General features: G+C 65.9%; 23 protein-coding genes. 5 read left to right on the forward strand and 18 right to left on the reverse strand.

Features of this window, described 5'->3' with window-relative positions; all coding sequences use genetic code 11:
- The first annotated feature begins 32 nt into the window (after positions 1-32).
- The 3 genes from EDF39_RS00310 to EDF39_RS00320 are packed head-to-tail and all read left to right on the forward strand — an operon-like array spanning position 33 to position 2,318.
- Positions 33-854, forward strand: coding sequence for a hypothetical protein (locus tag EDF39_RS00310; RefSeq protein ID WP_123939566.1), 822 nt, complete (start codon positions 33-35; stop codon positions 852-854).
- Complete coding sequence (locus EDF39_RS17850; protein WP_158613099.1) at positions 844-1,578, forward strand: ABC transporter ATP-binding protein; 735 nt, start codon at positions 844-846, stop codon at positions 1,576-1,578. Before EDF39_RS00310 ends, EDF39_RS17850 begins: the two co-directional genes overlap by 11 nt.
- On the forward strand, positions 1,575-2,318 hold the full coding sequence (locus tag EDF39_RS00320) for an ABC transporter permease (protein ID WP_123939570.1): 744 nt from the start codon (positions 1,575-1,577) through the stop codon (positions 2,316-2,318). Before EDF39_RS17850 ends, EDF39_RS00320 begins: the two co-directional genes overlap by 4 nt.
- A gap of 69 nt (positions 2,319-2,387) precedes the next feature.
- Here the strand turns inward: EDF39_RS00320 and tsaE are convergent, their stop codons facing one another.
- The 5 genes from tsaE to glmS are packed head-to-tail and all read right to left on the reverse strand — an operon-like array spanning position 2,388 to position 7,436.
- The gene (tsaE, locus tag EDF39_RS00325) at positions 2,388-2,918 is read right to left on the reverse strand and encodes a tRNA (adenosine(37)-N6)-threonylcarbamoyltransferase complex ATPase subunit type 1 TsaE (RefSeq protein WP_123939572.1); all 531 of its coding nucleotides are present in this window, start codon (positions 2,916-2,918) and stop codon (positions 2,388-2,390) included.
- The gene (gene alr, locus EDF39_RS00330; protein WP_123939574.1) at positions 2,915-4,093 is read right to left on the reverse strand and encodes an alanine racemase; all 1,179 of its coding nucleotides are present in this window, start codon (positions 4,091-4,093) and stop codon (positions 2,915-2,917) included. The genes tsaE and alr (EDF39_RS00330) overlap by 4 nt, the downstream gene beginning before the upstream one ends.
- The gene (gene alr / locus EDF39_RS00335) at positions 4,090-5,193 is read right to left on the reverse strand and encodes an alanine racemase (protein ID WP_123939576.1); all 1,104 of its coding nucleotides are present in this window, start codon (positions 5,191-5,193) and stop codon (positions 4,090-4,092) included. Before alr (EDF39_RS00335) ends, alr (EDF39_RS00330) begins: the two co-directional genes overlap by 4 nt.
- Positions 5,193-5,585, reverse strand: a complete 393-nt coding sequence (locus tag EDF39_RS00340) for a holo-ACP synthase (RefSeq protein WP_233572915.1) — start codon at positions 5,583-5,585, stop codon at positions 5,193-5,195. Before EDF39_RS00340 ends, alr (EDF39_RS00335) begins: the two co-directional genes overlap by 1 nt.
- 3 nt (positions 5,586-5,588) lie before the next feature.
- Complete coding sequence (glmS, locus tag EDF39_RS00345) at positions 5,589-7,436, reverse strand: glutamine--fructose-6-phosphate transaminase (isomerizing) (protein WP_055965044.1); 1,848 nt, start codon at positions 7,434-7,436, stop codon at positions 5,589-5,591.
- A gap of 65 nt (positions 7,437-7,501) precedes the next feature.
- Here glmS and coaA point away from each other — a divergent pair, with 65 nt between their 5' ends.
- Positions 7,502-8,452: a type I pantothenate kinase gene (coaA, locus tag EDF39_RS00350; protein ID WP_055965469.1), complete on the forward strand. Its 951-nt coding sequence runs from the start codon at positions 7,502-7,504 to the stop codon at positions 8,450-8,452.
- Between the two features lie 30 nt (positions 8,453-8,482).
- Here the strand turns inward: coaA and glmM are convergent, their stop codons facing one another.
- The 10 genes from glmM to infA all read right to left on the reverse strand — a co-directional run bounded on the left by glmM (position 8,483) and on the right by infA (position 15,411).
- Complete coding sequence (glmM, locus tag EDF39_RS00355) at positions 8,483-9,853, reverse strand: phosphoglucosamine mutase (protein WP_055965041.1); 1,371 nt, start codon at positions 9,851-9,853, stop codon at positions 8,483-8,485.
- Positions 9,854-9,872: 19 nt separating this feature from the next.
- A complete protein-coding gene (rpsI, locus tag EDF39_RS00360; RefSeq protein WP_055965039.1) occupies positions 9,873-10,358 on the reverse strand; it encodes a 30S ribosomal protein S9 in 486 nt (161 codons plus the stop codon).
- A gap of 29 nt (positions 10,359-10,387) precedes the next feature.
- Positions 10,388-10,834, reverse strand: a complete 447-nt coding sequence (gene rplM / locus EDF39_RS00365) for a 50S ribosomal protein L13 (RefSeq protein ID WP_055965036.1) — start codon at positions 10,832-10,834, stop codon at positions 10,388-10,390.
- A gap of 185 nt (positions 10,835-11,019) precedes the next feature.
- Positions 11,020-11,898, reverse strand: a complete 879-nt coding sequence (locus EDF39_RS00370) for a tRNA pseudouridine(38-40) synthase TruA (RefSeq protein WP_233572916.1) — start codon at positions 11,896-11,898, stop codon at positions 11,020-11,022.
- 208 nt (positions 11,899-12,106) lie between these two features.
- Positions 12,107-12,703 carry a 50S ribosomal protein L17 gene (rplQ, locus tag EDF39_RS00375; RefSeq protein WP_123939578.1) on the reverse strand — a complete coding sequence of 199 codons (597 nt, stop codon included), beginning with the start codon at positions 12,701-12,703 and terminating at the stop codon, positions 12,107-12,109.
- A gap of 51 nt (positions 12,704-12,754) precedes the next feature.
- Positions 12,755-13,747, reverse strand: a complete 993-nt coding sequence (locus tag EDF39_RS00380) for a DNA-directed RNA polymerase subunit alpha (protein ID WP_055965031.1) — start codon at positions 13,745-13,747, stop codon at positions 12,755-12,757.
- 201 nt (positions 13,748-13,948) lie between these two features.
- Positions 13,949-14,347: a 30S ribosomal protein S11 gene (gene rpsK / locus EDF39_RS00385; RefSeq protein WP_055799944.1), complete on the reverse strand. Its 399-nt coding sequence runs from the start codon at positions 14,345-14,347 to the stop codon at positions 13,949-13,951.
- A 42-nt stretch (positions 14,348-14,389) separates the two neighbouring features.
- Complete coding sequence (rpsM, locus tag EDF39_RS00390; protein WP_055965028.1) at positions 14,390-14,764, reverse strand: 30S ribosomal protein S13; 375 nt, start codon at positions 14,762-14,764, stop codon at positions 14,390-14,392.
- 204 nt (positions 14,765-14,968) lie between these two features.
- Entirely contained in the window at positions 14,969-15,085 is a 117-nt protein-coding gene (gene rpmJ, locus EDF39_RS00395) for a 50S ribosomal protein L36 (protein ID WP_055965025.1), read from the reverse strand.
- Positions 15,086-15,189: 104 nt separating this feature from the next.
- Positions 15,190-15,411: a translation initiation factor IF-1 gene (infA, locus tag EDF39_RS00400; protein ID WP_055965022.1), complete on the reverse strand. Its 222-nt coding sequence runs from the start codon at positions 15,409-15,411 to the stop codon at positions 15,190-15,192.
- Between the two features lie 267 nt (positions 15,412-15,678).
- On the opposite strand from infA, the gene EDF39_RS00405 reads away from it, so the two are divergent.
- Positions 15,679-16,989, forward strand: coding sequence for an LCP family protein (locus EDF39_RS00405; RefSeq protein WP_158613100.1), 1,311 nt, complete (start codon positions 15,679-15,681; stop codon positions 16,987-16,989).
- A gap of 46 nt (positions 16,990-17,035) precedes the next feature.
- On the opposite strand, the gene map is transcribed toward EDF39_RS00405, so the two are convergent.
- Genes map through secY form a run of 3 tightly spaced genes read right to left on the reverse strand, consistent with a single transcriptional unit; the run spans position 17,036 to position 19,838 of the window.
- Positions 17,036-17,869, reverse strand: a complete 834-nt coding sequence (gene map / locus EDF39_RS00410) for a type I methionyl aminopeptidase (protein ID WP_123939582.1) — start codon at positions 17,867-17,869, stop codon at positions 17,036-17,038.
- 32 nt (positions 17,870-17,901) lie between these two features.
- Entirely contained in the window at positions 17,902-18,519 is a 618-nt protein-coding gene (locus EDF39_RS00415) for an adenylate kinase (RefSeq protein WP_199726112.1), read from the reverse strand.
- A complete protein-coding gene (gene secY / locus EDF39_RS00420) occupies positions 18,516-19,838 on the reverse strand; it encodes a preprotein translocase subunit SecY (RefSeq protein ID WP_055965016.1) in 1,323 nt (440 codons plus the stop codon). The genes EDF39_RS00415 and secY overlap by 4 nt, the downstream gene beginning before the upstream one ends.
- Between the last annotated feature and the right edge of the window lie 64 nt (positions 19,839-19,902).

Here is a 19,902-nt window from a genome sequence, read left to right on the forward strand (position 1 = left end):
CTCATCAGACAGCCAGCTTTGACTTCTACGGAGTGACCGTTGAAGTGCGTGGCGTGGCGAGCGACATGGCGGACCTGCACTTCCTATACGGAGCATTCGCAAGCGAGCCAAAAAGACCTGATCTGCACCTGGAGTTATCCTGCGACGAGTGGCCAGAGCGAGGATTCTTCACTAGCCTCCTCGCGAAAGATCGGCTTCTCAAGAGAATGTCGATCCGTCCACGCGACTCCTCCCACGGGATTCCGGACGAGACGCATTTCCGGGACTGGTCAAACGTTCCGTCGCCCCTTCCGCCCCTTTTTCATTCCCGTCTGCATGCGACGACAGCAACTACCTCCGGCGCGGCAGTCAGGATGGGCGACGGCCGTGTCCTGGCAATCGTCGGCTCCAACTACTCAGGTAAGACATCGACAGCGATGGCCTTGTGCTCGCTAGGAGCACGACTCATCAGCGACAACATGTTGATCATCGACTGCCCGTCTGGTCACCTACTCCGCTACGAGACTCCCCTCGGTCTACGACGGAATTCCCTGCTGTCACGGCTGGATTTATTGAATGCATACGAGCACAGGACGACCGTTTCGCCCGACACGGGTCTCGTTGCTCTCCTCGCACCGACAATTCTTCTGGGGCAGCCAAATGCTTGTGGCGGCCGCATAACGACGCTGGTGCACATCGAGAAGCAAAGCAGCCTCAGTAGTCAGGTAGGCGCGACGCCGTCATTGAGTTGGTTCACCGGAAACCCCGACTTCGATCCTTCAGACGTACTGCCGGCCGAAACCCTCTATGTCTCCCGGCCTGACGAAACGACTCCGCATGACATCGCGAACCTCATCACAGCCAATGCAGTCTGAGAGGCGAATCCTGGCCCAGGCGCACGGAATATCCCGGTCGTATTCGGGTAGGTCAGAGCCAGCTCTCCATGAGTGCTCCCTGACAATTCGTCAAAGCGAGATCATCGCCATCGTTGGCCATAACGGTGCCGGTAAATCCACGCTCCTCGACATCCTGGGATGCCTCACCCGACCTACAACTGGCGCCATAACTCTCCGGATTCCCCAACCCGACGTCGGCTGGTGCCCGCAGCGAGAGATCATCGATTGGTCATTGACGGTGCGTCAGAACATTGCGTTGGGACTCGACCTTCGCCGAGCGATATCGAGCCGCCACCGCAATTCCTCCGCCGAGGCGGTTGCCGAACTCCTGGCGCTTACGCCTTACCTCGATAAAACGGCCGAGTGCCTCTCGGGCGGAGAACTCCGCCGCACCCAGATAGCCAGAGCCCTTGTCGGGGAACCCCGCTTGCTGATTATGGATGAGCCCACGGCCGGCCTTGATCCGCGGGGGATCGAAACGGTCTTCCACTACCTCGAGAAGAGACGGCGAGAAGGGGTCACCTCCCTCATCAGCACTCACGAGACTTCTCGGTTTGCAGACTTCTGCACACGGGTTGTCGCCTTGGACCGCGGAGTGATCATCGCCGACACCTCTGCTGCGGCTTTCGTTGCAGCAGGCGATGACAGCGGCGATCTTTGGCCCGCTTATGAACGGCTCCGGAGTCGATCGGCCGATAAATGAAGTCTCTGACACTGGCGCGGTATCACTTTCTCTCCCTGTGGAATTGGCGTTCCTCCTACCTCGGACGTTTCCTGGAACCCATTGCCTACCTGGTTTTTCTCACGGCTGGCCTCAGTGCCGGTCGATTAGAAGGGAGCTCCAGCTTCCTGGAATACGCGATGCCCGGCATCATCTGCTTCGTGGCGTTCCGCTCTGCCACAAGCACCGTTTCGGATGTCGCGAACGACCGGAAGTGGGGTGTGCTCGCGATGTACACGATGCACGGCGGCAGCGTTCGGGGCTACCTTGCGAGCATCCTGCTCTTCACCAGCGCAGTGTTCGTCGGACAGGTAGCTCTCCTCATTGCAATTGGAACCGCCCTTTTCGGGTTTGGTCAACTGGGCGGATTGACCCTTGTTCCCATGAGCTGCTTGGCCCTCGTCATCGTCATCGGTTGGGCAAGCATCGGAGCGGCTGTGGGGGCGCGCGTCGATTCCTACGCCGTGAGGGATCTCGTCGTCACGGTGACGGCACTGCCCGTCGTCTTGTCCGCTCCGCTGTTCTATTCCCTCGACTTCGCACCGGAATACCTGCGGATCATCGCCTCCGCAAATCCGTTGACCTACCAGGTCGCGTGGCTGCGGTCGGTCACAGAATCTCCCCTGACGGCCTCGTTCTGGGCCGCGGCGTGGGCCGTTGCCGCGGCCACAACCGCCCTTATGGCTCTTCGGTTCTCCGAGCGCCTCTCGCGAGAGCGCTGAGAGAAACGCGCCACTCTTGTGGGGTTGACCCGGCAGCGCAGCCGACCTGCGGTTCGGCCCACAAGCGGCTCAGCCCAGCGAAACTCCGTGCCAGCGGGGCCCGTGCGCTTCGACGACCACGTGACGCGGCTCGTCGGGCACCTCAGAGGCGTCGATCGCATCGGGGCCCGCAGAACCCGCGTCACCGGCACCAGCACCGTCCCCAGCACCCACAGGCCGCGAGATCTTCACGTCGAGCCACGACGACGCCACGCCGTCGAGCAGCCCGGCACCCCACTCCACGACCACCACTGACGCGTCGTAGTCGATGTCGAGGTCGTCTAGCTCGGCCGCCGAACCCAGGCGGTACGCGTCGACGTGCACGAGCGGTACTCCGCCCGCGGTGAGCGACGGGTGAGTCCGCGCGAGCACGAACGTCGGCGAGGCCACCTGACCCCGCACCCCGAGACCGCGGCCGAGACCACGCGTCATCGTCGTCTTCCCGGCTCCAAGCGGCCCGGTCAGCACGAGCAGGTCTCCGGCCCGAAGCAGCGCGGCCAGGCGCAGGCCGAAACCCTCTATGGCGGTTGCATCGGCCACAGGGCCGTCGAACAGGATCACACGTACACCCGTGGCACCCGCGCCCCGATCGAGCAGCACACCTCTTCGCCGATCGTTCCGATCAGGTCGGCCCACTCCCCCACCGTCAGTTCGTTCTGCGAGCCCGAGCCGAACAGCGTGACCTCGTCGCCGACCGACACCTCGTCGTCGCCGACGTCGATCAAGAACTGGTCCATGGCGACCCGGCCCACGATCGGGTACCGCTTGCCGTTGAGCGCGATCGTGACCCCGTGCTGCGCCCGCCGTGAGATGCCGTCGGCGTACCCGACCGGCACGAGAGCGAGCGTCGTGTCTTTCGGAGCGACGAACGTGTAGTCGTACGAGACGCCCGTCCCAGCGGCCACGCGCTTCACCCGCGCGACCCGAGCCTGCAGCGTCATCACCGGGGTGAGCCCACGGTCGGAGGCCGAGACGCCATCCGTCACCGGGATCCCATACGTGTTCGACCCCATCCGCACCATGTCGAGCCGCAGTTCGGGGCGCTCCATCCCCGCGCTCGACGCCGTCAGATGCCTCAGTTCGAAACGCGCACCGAGCTCGTGAGCCCGCTCGATCGACTCGGACAGCAGCAGGGCCGAGTCGGTGTCTTCGTCGTCGGAGGCCTCCGCCAGGTGCGAGTACACCCCTCGAAGCTCCAGGATCCCCCGGCCCGCCAGTTCGACAGCGCGCGTCACGACGGCGTCCCAGTCGTTCAGCAGCACTCCGTCGCGGTGCAGGCCGGTGTCGACGTTCAAGTGCACCCGGGCGGGCTCGACCGAGCGCCCCTCGGTGGCGTCGGGCGCGGCAGCCTCGGCGATCGCCTCGACGGCCCGCGCCACCGCATCGAGCTGCGCGACCGACGACAGCCCCAGGTCGATCTTCTCGGCGACGGCTCGCTCGAAGGTCTCCGACGCGGCGAACTGCCACGCGAAGACGGCGATCTCGGGGCCGATCCCCGAGGCACGCAACTCGTGCGCGTTCTCGAGACTCAAGGATCCGAGCCACGTCACCCCGGCAGCCACGGCCGCCGCCGCGACGTGTGTCGCGCCGTGTCCGTATCCGTCCGCCTTCACCACGGCCATCAGCTCGGCCGGCGCTACGAGCTCGCGCAGGCGCGCGACGTTGCTCCGGTAGGCGCCGAGGTCGATGGTCGCGCGTCGCAGCCACGGTGTCTCGGCGGGTGAGACCTCGCTCATCGGTAGCTCCTCGGCAGTCGCGGCGACAGTCGCGCCACGACCTCGTAGTTGATGGTTCCCGTCGATTCGGCCCAATCGAATGCGGTGGGGTGCCCGACCGTCGCGTCGCCGATCAGGATCGCCTCGTCGCCGAGGTGCACGGCCGCACCGGCATCCGTCGGCTCGGGCCCGATGTCGACCGTCATTGAGTTCATGGCGATGCGGCCCACCACGGGTCGCAGTTCGCCGCCGATCAGGGCGAACGCACGGTTGCCCGCGTGCCGCTCGATGCCGTCGGCGTAACCGAGCGGAAGGAGCGCGAGTCGCGTGTCGCGCTCGGCACGCCAGGTGTAGCCGTACGAGGTGCCCTCGCCGGCCGCCACCTCTTTGATGCCGATCACCGGGGCCGACAGGGTCAGTGCCGAGCGGAGGCCGAGGTCGCCGGGTGAACGGTCGGCGAAGGGTGACAGGCCATATGACGCGAGGCCGATGCGCACCATCGTGATCCGCGACGCCCCGTACGACACGGAGGCCGCGGAGGCGGCGAGGTGCTGCAGCGGCGGCGTGATGCCTCGCTCGCCGAGCATGCCGGCGGCGGTGACGAACGACGCCATCTGGTGCCCGTCTTCCTGCGGCGAGGTGTTCGACAGGTGGCTCATGACGCCCTCGACCGTGATGCGGTCGCGGAGTTCGGCCGCCCGGTCGAAGAGCGCCGGCCATTCCGACTCCACCGCGCCGTTGCGACTCAACCCGGTGTCGAGGCACAGGTGCACGCGGGGCACGCCAGCCGCGACGCAGGCTTCGAGCTGCGCGAGGTCGGAGATGCCCGGGGTGATGTCGTGCTGCACGGCGCGCTCGAACGTCTCGCCGGGGGCGTGCAGCCAGGCGAGTATCGGCAGTTTCACCCCGCCGGCACGAAGCGCTGTGGCCTCGTCGAGGTCGACCACGCCGAGCCAGTCGACGCCGGCGTCTTCGAAGGCGAGCGCGCATGCGACGGCGCCATGCCCGTAGGCATTGGCCTTCACGACCGTCATCACCTTGGCCGGAGCGACCGCCGCACGGAGCACCTGGACGTTCTGGCGCAGAGCCGCTGTATCGATCGAGACGAGTGGGCCACGCATCAGCCGTCGGATCCTTGTCGTGTTGTCTGCTCGGCCACCACGAAGGCGGTCGCGATACCGGCGTCGTGACTGAGCGAGAGGTGGATTTCGTCGGCTCCGCGGGAGGCGGCGAGCGCCGCAGCCCCGCCGCTGAGCTGGAGGGAGGGAGCCCGCTGGTCGTCGGCCCCCACGACCATGTCGTGCCAGAAGACTCCCGCCGAACCGCCAAGTGCCTTGATGAGTGCTTCCTTCGCCGCGAACCGGGCCGCGAGAGACTCGATCGCCCGCGGCTCGCCGTTTCGCACCAGTTCGGAGTCGCTGAAGAGTCGCCACCGCAGTTTCGGGGTCCGCTCGAGTGCACGCCCGAAGCGTGCGACGTCGACCACGTCGACCCCGATCCCGACGATGGCCACCGCTTACTCGACCGTGACGCTCTTGGCCAGGTTGCGGGGCTGGTCGACGTCGAGCCCCTTGGCGGCTGCGAGCTCCATGCCGAAGATGTGCAGGGGCACCACGGCGAGAAGCGACTCGAACAGCGGGGCCGCGAGCGGAATGTGCAGCACCTCGTCGGCGAAGGGCAGCACGGCGGCGTCGCCCTCTTCGGCGATGGCGATGACGCGAGCACCGCGGGCCCGGATCTCTTGGATGTTCGAGACGACCTTGGGGTGCAGCGAGCGCGGGTCGCGGGGCGAGGGGACGATCACGAAGACGATCTGGCCCGGCTCGATCAGCGCGATGGGGCCGTGCTTCAGCTCACCGGCCGCGAAGCCCTCGGCGTGGATGTACGCCAGCTCTTTGAGCTTGAGGGCTCCCTCGAGAGCGATGGGGTAGCCGACGTGACGGCCGAGGAAGAGCACGGAGCGGGTATCCGCCATCCAGCCGGCCAGCGTCTTGATCCGCTCGCCGGTCTCGAGCACGCGCGAGATCTTCTCCGGGATCGCCTTAAGGTCGTCGACCTGCTCGGCGATCTCGGCGCTCGTCATCGTGCCGCGGATCGTCGCGAGGTGGAGGCCGAGCAGGAACAGCGCGGTGCCCTGGGCGACGAAGGCCTTGGTCGACGCCACCGCGACCTCCGGGCCGGCGTGCGTGTAGATGACGGCGTCGCTCTCGCGCGGGATCGTCGCGCCCTGGGTATTGCAGATCGACAGCACCTGGGCGCCCTGCTCGCGGGCGTACTTGACGGCCATCAGGGTGTCCATCGTCTCGCCGGACTGGCTGATCGAGACGACGAGGGTCTGCGCGTCGAGCACGGGGTCGCGGTAGCGGAATTCGTGCGCGAGCTCGACCTCAACGGGGAGGCGCGACCACTGCTCGATGGCGTACTTGCCGAGGATCCCGGCATACGCCGCAGTACCGCACGCGATGATGATCAAACGGTTCACGGTCAGCAGGCGGTCTTTGATCGCGTCGAGGTCGTCGAGGTGAACGGCGCCGTCGACGGCGCGTCCGAGCAGCGTGTTCGCCACGGCTTCGGGCTCTTCGCTGATCTCTTTCGCCATGAAGCTCGACCAGCCGCCCTTTTCGGCCGCCTTGGCGTCCCAGGTGATCTCGAACTCGCTCGCTTCGACGGGGTTGCCCTCGAAGTCGATGACGTTGACGGCCTCGGACGAGATCGTCACGATCTGGTCTTGCCCGATCGCCATGGCGCGGTGAGTGAACTCGACGAACGCGGCCACGTCGGAGCCGAGGAAGTTCTCGCCGTCGCCGAGCCCGATCACGAGCGGCGAGTTGCGGCGGGCACCGACGACGACGCCGGGCTGGTCGGCGTGCACGACGAGGAGCGTGAACGCGCCCTCGAGCCGCTGCACGACCGCGCGGAGAGCCTCGGTGAGGTCGCCCGAACGGCGGTACTCCCGGGCGACGAGGTGCGCCGCGACCTCGGAGTCGGTCTCGCTGGCGAACTGGACACCCTCGAGCAGCAGCTCTTCTTTCAGCTCGGAGAAATTCTCGATGATCCCGTTGTGGATCAACGCGAGCCGGCCCCCGTCGGAGAGGTGCGGGTGCGCGTTCTCATCGGTCGGGCCGCCGTGGGTGGCCCAGCGCGTGTGCCCGATTCCGGTGGTGCCGTCTCGGAGCGGAGCCGCCTCGAGGTCGTCCACCAGCATCTGCAGCTTGCCGGCTTTCTTGCGCATGCCGAGCTCTCCGTCGGCGTCGACGATGGCGATTCCTGCCGAGTCGTACCCGCGGTACTCAAGCCGCTTCAATCCGCCGAGAAGTACCTCGACGCTCTTGTCCGTTCCGACGTAACCCACGATGCCACACATGCGAGCCAGCCTATTCGACCGTGCCCGTGCACCTCGTCCGCCTCGCGATGGATAGCCTGTACCGCATGGCCGATGCGACCACCGCCGCTCCTCCCACCCATCCCACGCCGTTTGTCGAGATCGACCGTGCGGACTGGGCTGCCCTCGCGCCCGTGGCGAAGAATCCGCTGACAGAGACGGAGCTCGTGCAGCTCCGGGGGCTCGGTGACCGGCTCGATCTGCAGGAGGTCAGCGACGTCTACGTTCCGCTGAGCCGCCTGCTCAACCTCTACGCCGGCGGTGCGCGCAACCTGCACCGGGCCACCAGCGACTTCCTCGGCGAGCGCGCGCAGCGCACCCCCTTCGTCATCGGGGTCGCCGGCTCCGTCGCCGTCGGCAAGTCGACGGTCGCGCGCCTGCTCCGCGAACTGCTGTCGCGGTGGAGCGACACCCCCCGCGTCGAGCTGATCACCACCGACGGGTTCCTCTACCCCAACGCCGAGCTCGAGCGCCGCGGCATCATGGACCGCAAGGGCTTCCCGGAGTCGTACGACCGCCGCGCACTCCTGAAGTTCGTGACCAACGTTAAGAGCGGGGCCGAAGAGGTGCGGGCGCCGTTCTACTCGCACATCGAGTACGACATCGTGCCGGGGGCCGAGGTGGTCGTCCGCCGCCCCGACATCCTCATCGTCGAGGGCCTCAACGTGCTCCAGCCGCCGATCGGCGGTCGCCTCGCGCTCTCCGACCTGTTCGACTTCACGGTCTACGTCGACGCTCGCACGCACGACATCGAGAACTGGTTCGTCGAACGCTTCCGATCACTGCGCGAGGGCGCGTTCAGCCAGGAAGACTCGTTCTTCCACCGGTTCGCGGCCATCCCCGAGGCGGAGGCCCTCGAATTCGCACGCCAGGTGTGGCGCAGCGTCAACGAGCCGAACCTCAAGCAGAACGTTCAGCCGACGAGATCTCGTGCGACACTCGTGCTCCGCAAGGGCGCCGACCACAAGGTGTCGAGCGTGCTCCTGCGCAAGATCTGACGACAGAACCGAAGGATCCGGCGGCACGCCCTACGCGGCCGCAGTAGCCAGGCGCTCCCGCACGACCTCCGCGAGCGAGTGCGCGATCCGGTCGGCGTCGTCTTGGGATGCCGCCTCGACCATCACGCGCACGAGCTGCTCGGTGCCGGACGGGCGCAGCAGCACGCGTCCGGAGTCGCCGAGTTCGCGCTCCGCGGCCACGACGGCCTCGTCGATGACCTCGTCGCCGGTGAGGCGGGTCCGGTCGACGCCGCGCACGTTGATGAGAATCTGCGGGAACACGGTCATGACCGAGGCCAGCTCGGCGAGTGACTTGCCGGTGCGAGCCATCTCGGCCACGATCGAGAGCCCGGTCAGGATCCCGTCACCCGTCGTCGCGTGATCGGCGAACACGATATGCCCCGACTGCTCGCCGCCGAGGTTGTAGCCGTGCTCGTTCATCGCCTCGAGCACGTAGCGGTCGCCCACTCCGGTCTCGACCATCGCAATGCCGTTGGCGGCCATGGCGCGTTTCAGACCCAGGTTCGACATGACCGTCGCGACGAGCGTGTCGTGAACGAGGTCGCCGCGCTCTTTCATCGCGACGGCGAGGATCGCCATGATCTGGTCACCGTCGACCACGTTGCCGTCGGCGTCGACCGCGAGGCAGCGATCGGCGTCGCCGTCGTGCGCGATGCCGACGTCGGCCCCGTGCTCGAGGACTGCGGCCGCCAGGTTGTCGAGGTGGGTGGAGCCCACACCGTCGTTGATGTTCATGCCGTCAGGGTCTGCCCCGATGACGGTGACTTTGGCGCCCAAATCGTGGAAGACCTCGGGCGAGACGCCGGCTGCGGCGCCGTGGGCGCAGTCAAGCACGACGTGGATGCCGTCGAGCCGGTTCTTCACAGCTCCGAGCAGATGCACGACGTAGCGGTCTTCGGCGTCCGCGAAGCGGCGGATCCTGCCCACGTCGCCACCCACCGGCATCAGCCGCGGGGCGTCCATGGTCGCTTCGATCCGGTCTTCGACCTCGTCGGGAAGCTTGGTGCCTCCGAACGCGAAGAACTTGATGCCGTTGTCGGGTGCGGGATTGTGCGAGGCACTGATCATCACACCGAAATCGGCCCTCGCGTCGTCGACGAGGAACGCCGCGGCTGGGGTGGTGATCACTCCGGCGTCGAGCACGTCGACGCCCGAGGAAGCAAGGCCGGCAGCAACCGCAGCGGCCAAGAATTCGCCCGAGACACGGGGATCACGCGCGAGGACGGCCGTGGGGCGGCGGCCCTCCGCGCGGCGGGCATCGGCGTGATGCCCGCGAGTGAGCACGACCGCGCTCGCCTGGGCAAGACCCAGGGCGAGCGCGGCCGTCAGCTCACGGTTGGCAAGGCCCCGAACTCCGTCGGTTCCGAAAAGTCGCGTCATCGCGAAGCCTCGCCAGGTGTTAGCGCTTGGAGAACTGAGGAGCCTTACGGGCCTTCTTGAGACCAGCCTTCTTGCGCTCCTTGACGCGAGCGTCGCGGCTGAGGAAGCCCGCCTTCTTCAGCTCGGCGCGGTTGTTCTCTTCGTCGATCTCGTTCAGCGTGCGGCTGATGCCGAGGCGGAGGGCGCCGGCCTGACCCGAGGGGCCACCACCGGAGATCTTCGCGACGACGTCGTACGAGCCGAGCAGGTCGAGGACCTTGAACGGGTCGTTGATCAGCTGCTGGTGCAGCTTGTTGGGGAAGTACTCCTCGAGCGTACGGCCGTTGACGGTGATGACACCGGTGCCGGGCGTGAGGCGCACGCGGGCGATGGCCTGCTTGCGACGACCGACGGCGCCGCCGCCGACGGTGAGGACGGGGCGAGGGGCGGCCGCGGCAACCGGGGCTGCGCTCTCGGTCGTGAAGCTCTCGGGGGTGGATTCGATGGAATCGGCGATGCTTGCCACTGTAGGGATCCTTAAGTCTTCAGCGGTCGCTACTGGGCGACCTGGTCGAGGGTGTACACCGTGGGCTTCTGAGCGGCGTGAGGGTGCTCAGGGCCCGCGTACACCTTCAGCTTCGAGATCTGGGCACGGCCCAGCGAGTTCTTCGGCAGCATGCCGCGGATCGCCTTCTCGACGGCGCGAGTCGGGTGCTTCTCGAGCATCTCGGCGTAGGTCTGAGCGCGGAGGCCGCCCGGGTAACCCGAGTGGCGGTAGGCGAGCTTCGTCTGAAGCTTGGAGCCGGTCAGTGCGACCTTCTCGGCGTTGATGACGATGACGAAGTCGCCCATGTCCATGTGCGGAGCAAAGGTCGGCTTGTGCTTGCCGCGGAGGAGTGCGGCGACGTGGCTGGCGAGACGGCCGAGAACGATGTCGTTCGCGTCGATGATCAGCCACTCCGGCTGAACATCAGCCGGCTTGGGGGAGAAAGTGCGCGTCACAGTAGTGCTGCTTTCTGGTCGAGGTGAGAGGTTCGTGAATCCCGCTCCGTTGCCATTCACTCGCGATGCGAGACGAATGAGTCAGGTGGAGGGCTCAACTTCGGGTGAAGCGCGCAGTTGCGCAGACACCAAGGCGTTACGTTACAGGATCCGACAACACCCGGCAAGCGAACCGGTCGCGTCCGTCACATGGCCTCGCGCTTCGAGCGGGTGAGGGCCGCTCGCGAGGCGAACTCCGCTTCGTCGGGGTAGGCGACGTGCATCAGAGTGAGGCCGTTGGCCGCGGCGACCTTGAACTGGCCCTTGCGGGCGCGGGAGTCTCGGATCCTGACCACGTCGTCGACCTCCAGGCGGCCCTCGCCGACGGCGAGCGTCGCACCGACCAGCGACCGCACCATGCTGTGGCAGAAGGCGTCGGCTCGCACGCGGGCGACGAGGATCCCATCCGGGTCGCGTCGCCAGTGGAATGCCTCCAGTGTGCGGATGGTCGTCGCGCCATCGCGCTGCTGACAGTACGCCGCCCAGTCTTCCAAGCCGAGGAGCGAGAGGGCTGCTGCGTTCATCCGGTCGACGTCGACCGTCGCGTCGAACCACAGTGTGTCGAGGCGGCGGATCGGATGTCGGGGGCCTGAGAGATCCGACACCCGGTACTCGTATTCGCGCCAGAGGGCCGAGTAGCGCGCGTCGAAGGTGCGGGGCACGATCGTGGCGTCCGTGACGTGGAGGTCGCCCTCCGCGCCCGCCAGACCGTTGATCCGTCGACCGAGTCGCATGGCAGGCGGATACGGGGGGTACTTCGTGCGGTTGCGATGCGCCACCGACAGAAAGGCGAACTGCTCGGGTGTGAGATCGAGGTGCACGACCTGGCCGATGGCGTGGACACCCGTGTCGGTGCGACCGGCCACGATCAGTCGAGGCGCCGGCAGGTAGCGCTGGAGCGTGATCTCGAGAGCCCGGGTGAGCTCGCCCTCGACCGTGCGGAGGCCCGGCTGGGTGCTCCAGCCATTGAAGGCGGTCCCGTCGTAAGAGACGTCGAGGCGGATCCTTGTCATCTCGTCGCTCACGGTCGACGAGTCTACCGACCTGCCGCCCCTCCGAATTTGAAGGAGATTCTCGTCGCACCGGGCCCGGATCGGCATGTTCTCGTCGCCGCCGGCGGGTTTTTCCTTCGAATTTGCAAGCCAGGTGGCGCTGGAGACGGCAGGGGCGCGAGACGGCAGAAGGCCCACCCTCCTGAGGAGGGTGGGCCTTCTGGGTGGCGCGAGTTGCTAGTTACTTCTTGGCCTCGTCAGCAGCGGCGTCGTCGGCCGGAGCCTCGTCGCTGAAGGCGGCCTCGGCGTCAGCCTCGGTCGTCTCGGCGGCGTTGTCGGCGTCGAGAGCCTCGGTCGTGGCCTCGATGATCGCCTCGTCGGAGGTGGTCAGCTCTTCAGCCGGCTCCTCCAGCAGGGCCTCGGTCGAGGCGGGAGCGGCAGCAGCAGCCTTCGACGACGACTTCTTGGTCTTCGGGGTCACGGGCTCGAGAACGAGCTCGATCTGCACCATCGACGCGTTGTCGCCTTTGCGGAAGCCGAGCTTAGTGATGCGGGTGTAGCCGCCCTCACGCAGCTCGACCAGCGGCGCGACCTCGGAGAACAGGACGTGCGTGGTCTCTTTGTTGCGGAGGATGCTCAGGACGCGACGACGCGAGTGCAGGTCACCGCGCTTGGCGAAGGTGACGAGGCGCTCGGCGACGGGGCGGAGGCGCTTGGCCTTCGTCTCGGTCGTCTTGATGCTCTTGTACGTGAACAGCTGGCCGGCCATGTTGGCGAGGAGAAGACGCTCGTGAGCGGGTCCGCCTCCGAGGCGGGCACCCTTGGTGGGCTTTGGCATGGTGGATTCCTAAAGGTGTGTAAGTGGATACGGCGAGAAGAGCTAGGAGACCTAGTTGGTCTCCTCCTCGTCGTAGCCGCTGTAGAAGTGAGCGCCGTCGAAACCGGGCACGGTGTCTTTCAGCGAAAGGCCGAGCTCGACGAGCTTGTCCTTCACCTCATCAACCGACTTCTGTCCGAAGTTACGGATGTTCATGAGCTGCGTCTCCGAGAGAGCGACCAGTTCGGAAACCGTGTTGATGCCCTCGCGCTTGAGGCAGTTGTAGCTGCGCACGGAGAGGTCGAGGTCTTCGATCGGCGTCTGGAGCTCCGACGAGAGGACGGCGTCGACCGGCGCGGGGCCGATCTCGATGCCCTCGGCCGCGTTGTTGAGCTCGCGAGCGAGTCCGAACAGCTCGGTCAGGGTGCGGCCGGCCGAAGCGATGGCGTCGCGCGGGCTGATCGCGGGCTTGGTCTCGACGTCGACGACCAGGCGGTCGAAGTCGGTGCGCTCACCGGCACGAGTCGCCTCGACGCGGTAGGTCACCTTGAGGACGGGCGAGTAGATCGAGTCGATCGGGATCTGACCGGCCTCGGAGAACTCCGAGCGGTTCTGCACGGCCGACACGTAGCCACGGCCACGCTCGATCGTGAGCTCGAGCTCGAACTTCGCCTTGTCGTTCAGCGTCGCGATGACCAGGTCGGGGTTGTGCACCTCGACACCGGCGGGAACCGAGATGTCAGCGGCGGTGACCTGACCGGCGCCCTGCTTGCGCAGGTAGGCCGTGATCGGCTCGTCGTGCTCGCTCGCGACGACCAGGCTCTTGATGTTCAGGATGATCTCGGTGACGTCTTCTTTCACACCGGGAACAGTCGTGAACTCGTGAAGCACGCCGTCGATGCGGATGCTGGTGACAGCTGCTCCGGGGATCGACGAAAGGAGGGTGCGACGCATCGAGTTGCCGAGCGTGTAGCCGAAGCCAGGCTCGAGGGGCTCGATCACGAAGCGGGAGCGGAACTCCGAGATGTTCTCCTCGGTGAGAGTGGGGCGCTGTGCAATGAGCACTGTGGATTCCTTTCGGCGAAGAGTCCGCTATATGACTCTTGGCGGTACGACTGGTGGCTGTCAGTCGGTCTGTTGAGTTGTGAAGCACCTCGGCGACCGGACGCGAGCGGCGTCGGAGCCGGGTGACGAGAGAACGAGCGGAACGCCGCGACCCCGGAGCCCCCGCGAGGAGGGCACCGGAGGCACGGCGAAACGGCTAACTCAGACGCGGCGACGCTTCGGCGGGCGGCACCCGTTGTGCGCCTGCGGCGTGACGTCGTTGATGGAACCCACCTCGAGGCCAGCGGCCTGGAGCGAGCGGATGGCGGTCTCGCGACCCGATCCCGGGCCCTTCACGAACACGTCGACCTTCTTGACGCCGTGCTCCTGAGCCTGGCGCGCGGCCGACTCGGCTGCGAGCTGTGCGGCGAACGGGGTCGACTTGCGCGAGCCCTTGAAGCCGACGGCGCCGGACGAAGCCCAGCTCAGCACGGCACCCGAGGGATCGGTGATCGAAACGATGGTGTTGTTGAAGGTCGACTTGATGTGGGCCTGGCCCACTGCGACGTTCTTCTTCTCTTTACGGCGGGGCTTACGCGCGGCCGACTTCGGTGCTGCCAATTTTTTCTCCTACAACCTAGATGGCTACGGCGGGCGCCGGGCCTATCGAGCCTTCTTCTTGCCGGCGACGGTGCGCTTCGGGCCCTTGCGGGTACGAGCGTTCGTCTTGGTGCGCTGGCCGCGAACGGGCAGACCGCGACGGTGGCGGATGCCCTCGTAGCTTCCGATCTCGACCTTGCGGCGGATATCGGCGGCGACCTCGCGACGAAGGTCACCCTCCACCTTGAAGTTGCCTTCGATGAAGTCGCGGAGGAGGACGAGCTGGTCGTCGGTGAGGTCTTTCACGCGGATGTTGCCGTCGACCGAGGTCTCGGCAAGAGCCTTGAGAGCGCGTGTCCGCCCGACTCCGTAGATGTAGGTCAGTGCGACTTCCACGCGCTTGTCGCGCGGGATGTCAACGCCTGCTAGACGTGCCATTGTGGCTTCTCCTTGAGAGATGGTGGAGGTATGTCACAGCATCGGTGCCAGGGCCTCCGCCCTGGGTGTCCGCCAAGGATCCGGAACCACGAGTGGTCGTGGATCCTTAGCTTCTGATGCTGCTTGAAGTGGTGCTGTTGGTACTGCGTGCTGGTGGCACTGCGTGGAGATGGTGCAGAGCACCGCCCCACAGAGACAGGCTTATTAGCCCTGACGCTGCTTGTGACGCGGGTTGCTGTTGCAGATCACCATGACGCGACCGTTGCGGCGAATCACCTTGCAGTGCTCGCAGATGCGCTTGACGCTGGGCTTGACCTTCATGTTGCTTCCTTTTGACTCGCTGGCCTCGTGCTCGACGGATGCGTCGAGCCGTTCCTTTCCAGCACCAGCCCTTGCCGGGGGTAAACCCTCGGAGAGGAGCTGGCCTACTTGTAGCGGTAGACGATCCGGCCGCGGGTCAAGTCGTAGGGGCTCAGCTCGACGATCACACGGTCTTCGGGGAGGATGCGGATGTAGTGCTGCCGCATCTTGCCGGAGATGTGCGCGAGAACCTTGTGCCCGTTGCTCAGCTCAACACGAAACATCGCGTTGGGCAGCGCTTCGACCACTGCGCCTTCGATTTCGATGACACCGTCTTTTTTGGCCATAGCCTCACTGTCGCTAAAAATTGGTTTGCTGGTCTTGCGGGGATTGGTGCCGCACGTCTCGCAGACGAGACCGAAGTCTTGCCAAGCTGAGAGCCCATGGATTCGACTCATAGGAATCGATCCGAAGATTGCACGCGGAGAGCGGCCCACGGCACCAAGGGTCGATCTTATTCGATTGCGCTACAGTTTTTCAACCTGGCGGGTCAACTCGACACGCCGATCGCCGCGCCAGTCCAGCGATGTCGCAGCCCTACGAAACGAGGAAACGTGCCCGGAGAACGCACGAGCCGTCGCCATACGGGCGCGAACCCCATCGCCCGCCACGGTCAGCTCCGCCGCCCGCACCCCTTCCGCTTCACGGCAATGCTCCTCGCAGTCGCGCTCGGCGTCGGTGTGATGAGCGTCGGCAGCGTGGCGGCCATCGCCGCCTTCAACCTCAAGTCGCAGATCAAGAGCGTGTCGATCGGCGCCGCCGAAGACAAGATCGCCGAGAACACCTCGATCGGCGCCATCGAGGGAGGCGCGAACATCCTCCTCGTCGGCAGCGACACCCGCGTCGGTCAGACCGAGGTGCAGGCCGGAGTCGCCGACGGCAGCCGAAACGACGTCACGATCCTGATCCACCTGTCGGCCGACCACAAGCAGATGACCGCCATCAGCTTTCCTCGCGACCTGATGGTCGACCTCCCCGCCTGCACGGGCACGGGCGGCGCCACGTTCCCCGCACTCAGCTACCAGCAGTTCAACACCAGCCTCGGCCAGGGTCTCGGTTGCACCGTCGCCACCGTCGAGTCGCTGACGGGTCTCTCCATCCCCTATGCCGCCGAGATCACCTTCGACGGCGTCATCTCGATGTCGAACGCCGTCGGCGGAATCGACGTCTGCGTCGCCCAGGCCATCAGCGACACCGACTCGGGCCTGCAGCTCTCGGCCGGTACGCACACGCTCAAGGGTCTCCAAGCGCTCGAGTTCCTCCGCACGCGCCATGGTGTGGGCGACGGCAGCGACCTCGCGCGAATCTCGTCCCAGCAGGTGTTCCTCTCCGCCATGATGCGCAAGATCGCCTCGGCCGGCACCCTCAGCAATCCCGTGAAGCTCTACGGCCTCGCCTCCGCCGCCGTCAAGAACATGACGCTCTCCAGGAGCCTCAGCAACACTGACACCATGATCGAGCTCGGCACAGCGCTCAAAGACATCGACCTCTCCAGCGTCCTCTTCGTCCAGTACCCGACGGCCGAAGACCCGCAGAACTCCAACCGCGTCGTTCCGGCCGCAGCAGACGCCGCGATCCTCAATGCCGACCTGCAGAGCGACACCAAGTTCACGCTCGGAGACGACAGCACCGGACGGGCATCACAGGCGGAAAGCTCGACGGGCTCTGGCGGCTCTTCGGGCAGCAGCTCCTCCGGCAGCAGCAGCTCAGCCGGCGGCGGGACAGCGGCGGGCAGCGGATCCTCGTCCGGAACGACGGCGACACCGAAGTCCTCGGCGACACCGAGCTCGACGGCGACGGCACTTCCGTCGACCATCACTGGTCAGGCGGCCTCCGAGAAGACCTGCTCCGTCGGCAACGGCTGACCTCCCGAGGGTGGCATCCATCGCCGTGCCCCCTTGGGAGCGGGTGCTACGGGATCGGAACCGGCTTGACCCCGAGCGGAGCCAACCCGGAGGCGCCACCGTCTGGCGCGGTCAGCACCCAGATGCCGTCGGCATGGACCGCCACCGAGTGCTCCCAGTGCGCAGAGTCAGATGAGTCGGTCGTCGTGACAGTCCAGTCGTCGCCCTGGGTGAAGGTCTCAATTCCGCCAGCGGTGATCATCGGCTCGATGGCCACGACCAGGCCGGGCTTGACCGTCGGGCCGCGACCCTTGACGCGGTAGTTGAACACCGGGGGCTCTTCGTGCATCGAGCGTCCGATGCCGTGACCGACGTAGTCCTCGAGAATTCCGAATTCGCCCTGCGACTCGATGTACTCCTCGATCGCTTCGCCCACCTCATTCAGGTGCGAAGCCGCCGCCAGGGCGGCGATGCCGTGCCAGAGCGACTGCTCGGTCACGTGGTTGAGGCGCTCGCGCTCAGCAAAACGCTCAGGATCCGACGGGTCGGCAAGCACGAACGTCCGGGCCGAATCGCCGTTCCACTCGTCGAGCTGAGCTCCGCTGTCGATCGACACGATGTCACCCGCAGCCAGCACCCGGTCGCCCGGAATGCCGTGCACGACGTCGGCATTCACCGATGCGCACACCGTGTGCCGATAGCCAGGGACGAGCATGAAGTTCGGCTCGCCGCCGCCGGCACGGATCGTCCGCTCGGCGATCGCATCCAGCTCGCCGGTCGTGATGCCGGGACGAATCGCCTCGCCGACGGCCTCGAGCGAGGCCGCGGTCAAGAGCCCCGGGGCGACCATCCGCCGGAGTTCTTCGGGGGTCTTGTGGATGCCGGGACGGCGAAAAGCCACGCGGTGCCTTCGTTTCTGAGAGCGGAAAGAGGTCAGGCTGCGGCGGTGGGCCGGATGCCCCGTGACGCGAGAGCATCGTCGAGGCGCGAGGCAACCTCGTCGATCGAACCGAGTCCGTCGACCTCGAGTACGAGGCCCTTCTCGCCATACGCGGCGATCAGCGGACCGGTCTCGCGGAGATAGACGTCTTGACGGTGCCGAATGGCCTCTTCGGTGTCGTCACTGCGACCCTGCTCAACGGCGCGACGGCGGAGTCGCTCCACGATCTCATCGCGATCCGCGACGAGTTGCACGACTGCTGTGAGCTGCTCGCCCTTGCCCTGCAACAGGCTCTCCAGGTAGTCGACCTGATCGGCCGTGCGCGGGTAACCATCGAGCAAGAAGCCCTGCTCGGCATCGGACTGGGCCAGGCGGTCTTCGATCAGCTCGTTGGTCAGCGTGTCGGGAACATAGTCGCCCGCGTCGAGAATGGTCTTCACCTTGAGACCCAACGGTGTCTCGTTCTTCACGTTCGCTCGGAAGATGTCTCCGGTCGAAATCGCGGGGATCCCGTAGGTCTCAGCAATGCGCACTGCCTGAGTGCCCTTGCCCGCGCCGGGCGGACCGACGATGAGCAGTCGAGTGCCCTGGGCCTCTACAGCCGGGGTCATCGAAGAAGACCCTCGTAGTGGCGCTGCTGGAGCTGGGAGTCGACCTGCTTCACCGTTTCGAGACCGACACCGACGATGATCAGAATGCTCGCGCCGCCGAAGGGGAAGTTCTGATTCGCGCCCACTGTGGCGAGAGCGATCAGCGGGATGAGGGCGACCAGGCCCAGATACAACGACCCGGGCAGGGTGACGCGGGTGAGCACGTAGTCGAGGTAGTCGGCGGTGGGACGACCGGCACGGATGCCGGGGATGAACCCGCCGTACTTCTTCATGTTGTCGGCAACCTCTTCGGGGTTGAACGTGATCGCCACGTAGAAGTAGGTGAACCCGATGATGAGCATGAAGTAAAGGAGCATGTAGAGCGGCTTGTCGCCCGACGTGAGGTTCGTCTGGACCCAGCTGACCCACGCGGCCGGAGCCGTGCCGTTGGTCGGCGTGTTGAACTGAGCTACCAGGGCCGGCAGGTACAGGAGCGACGAGGCGAAGATGACCGGCACGACGCCCGCCATATTGACCTTGATAGGGATGTACGTGTTGTTGCCACCGTAGGTTCGCCGCCCGACCATTCGTTTGGCGTACTGCACGGGAATCCGTCGTTGCGATTGCTCGACGAACACGACAAGGCCCATGATGACGACGCCGACGACGATCACCATCAGGAAGATCTCGAAGCCCTTCGCCTGCTGGATGGCCCAGAGCGCCGTCGGAAACTTGGCCGCGATCGACGTGAAGATGAGCAGTGACATTCCGTTGCCGATGCCGCGCTCGGTGATCAGCTCACCCATCCACATGATGAGGCCGGTACCGGCGGTCATGGTGATGACCATGAGGAGGATCGCGTACCAGGCGTTGTTCGTGATGAGCTGGCTGCACTCGGACACGGTCGACGAGCCGAAGAGGGCACCGGAGCGGGCCACCGTGATCAGGGTCGTGGACTGGAGGATTCCGAGGGCGATGGTGAGGTAACGCGTGTACTGCGTCAGCTTGGCCTGACCGGTCTGGCCCTCTTTGTACAGCGCGTCGAAGTGCGGGATGACCACGCGGAGCAACTGCACGATGATCGACGACGTGATGTAGGGCATGATGCCCAGCGCGAAGATCGAAAGTTGAAGAAGCGCGCCACCGGAGAAGAGGTTGACGAGCTCGTAGAGACCCGAGGTCGATTGGTTGCCAGCAAGGCAGACCTGCACGTTGCTGTAGTCGACGAAGGGCGAGGGGATGAAGCTGCCCAACCGGAAGAGCGCGATGATGCCGAGCGTGAACCCGATCTTTCGGCGAAGGTCGGGTGTGCGGAATATCCGCGAAATAGCTCTGAACATGGTGGCCTCCCGGTATGAGGATAAACGACTGATGGGGGTGGCCCTTACGGACCACCCCCTCAGG

Source organism: Frondihabitans sp. PhB161 (assembly GCF_003814635.1).
In the GTDB taxonomy this organism is placed as follows: Bacteria; Actinomycetota; Actinomycetes; order Actinomycetales; family Microbacteriaceae; genus Frondihabitans.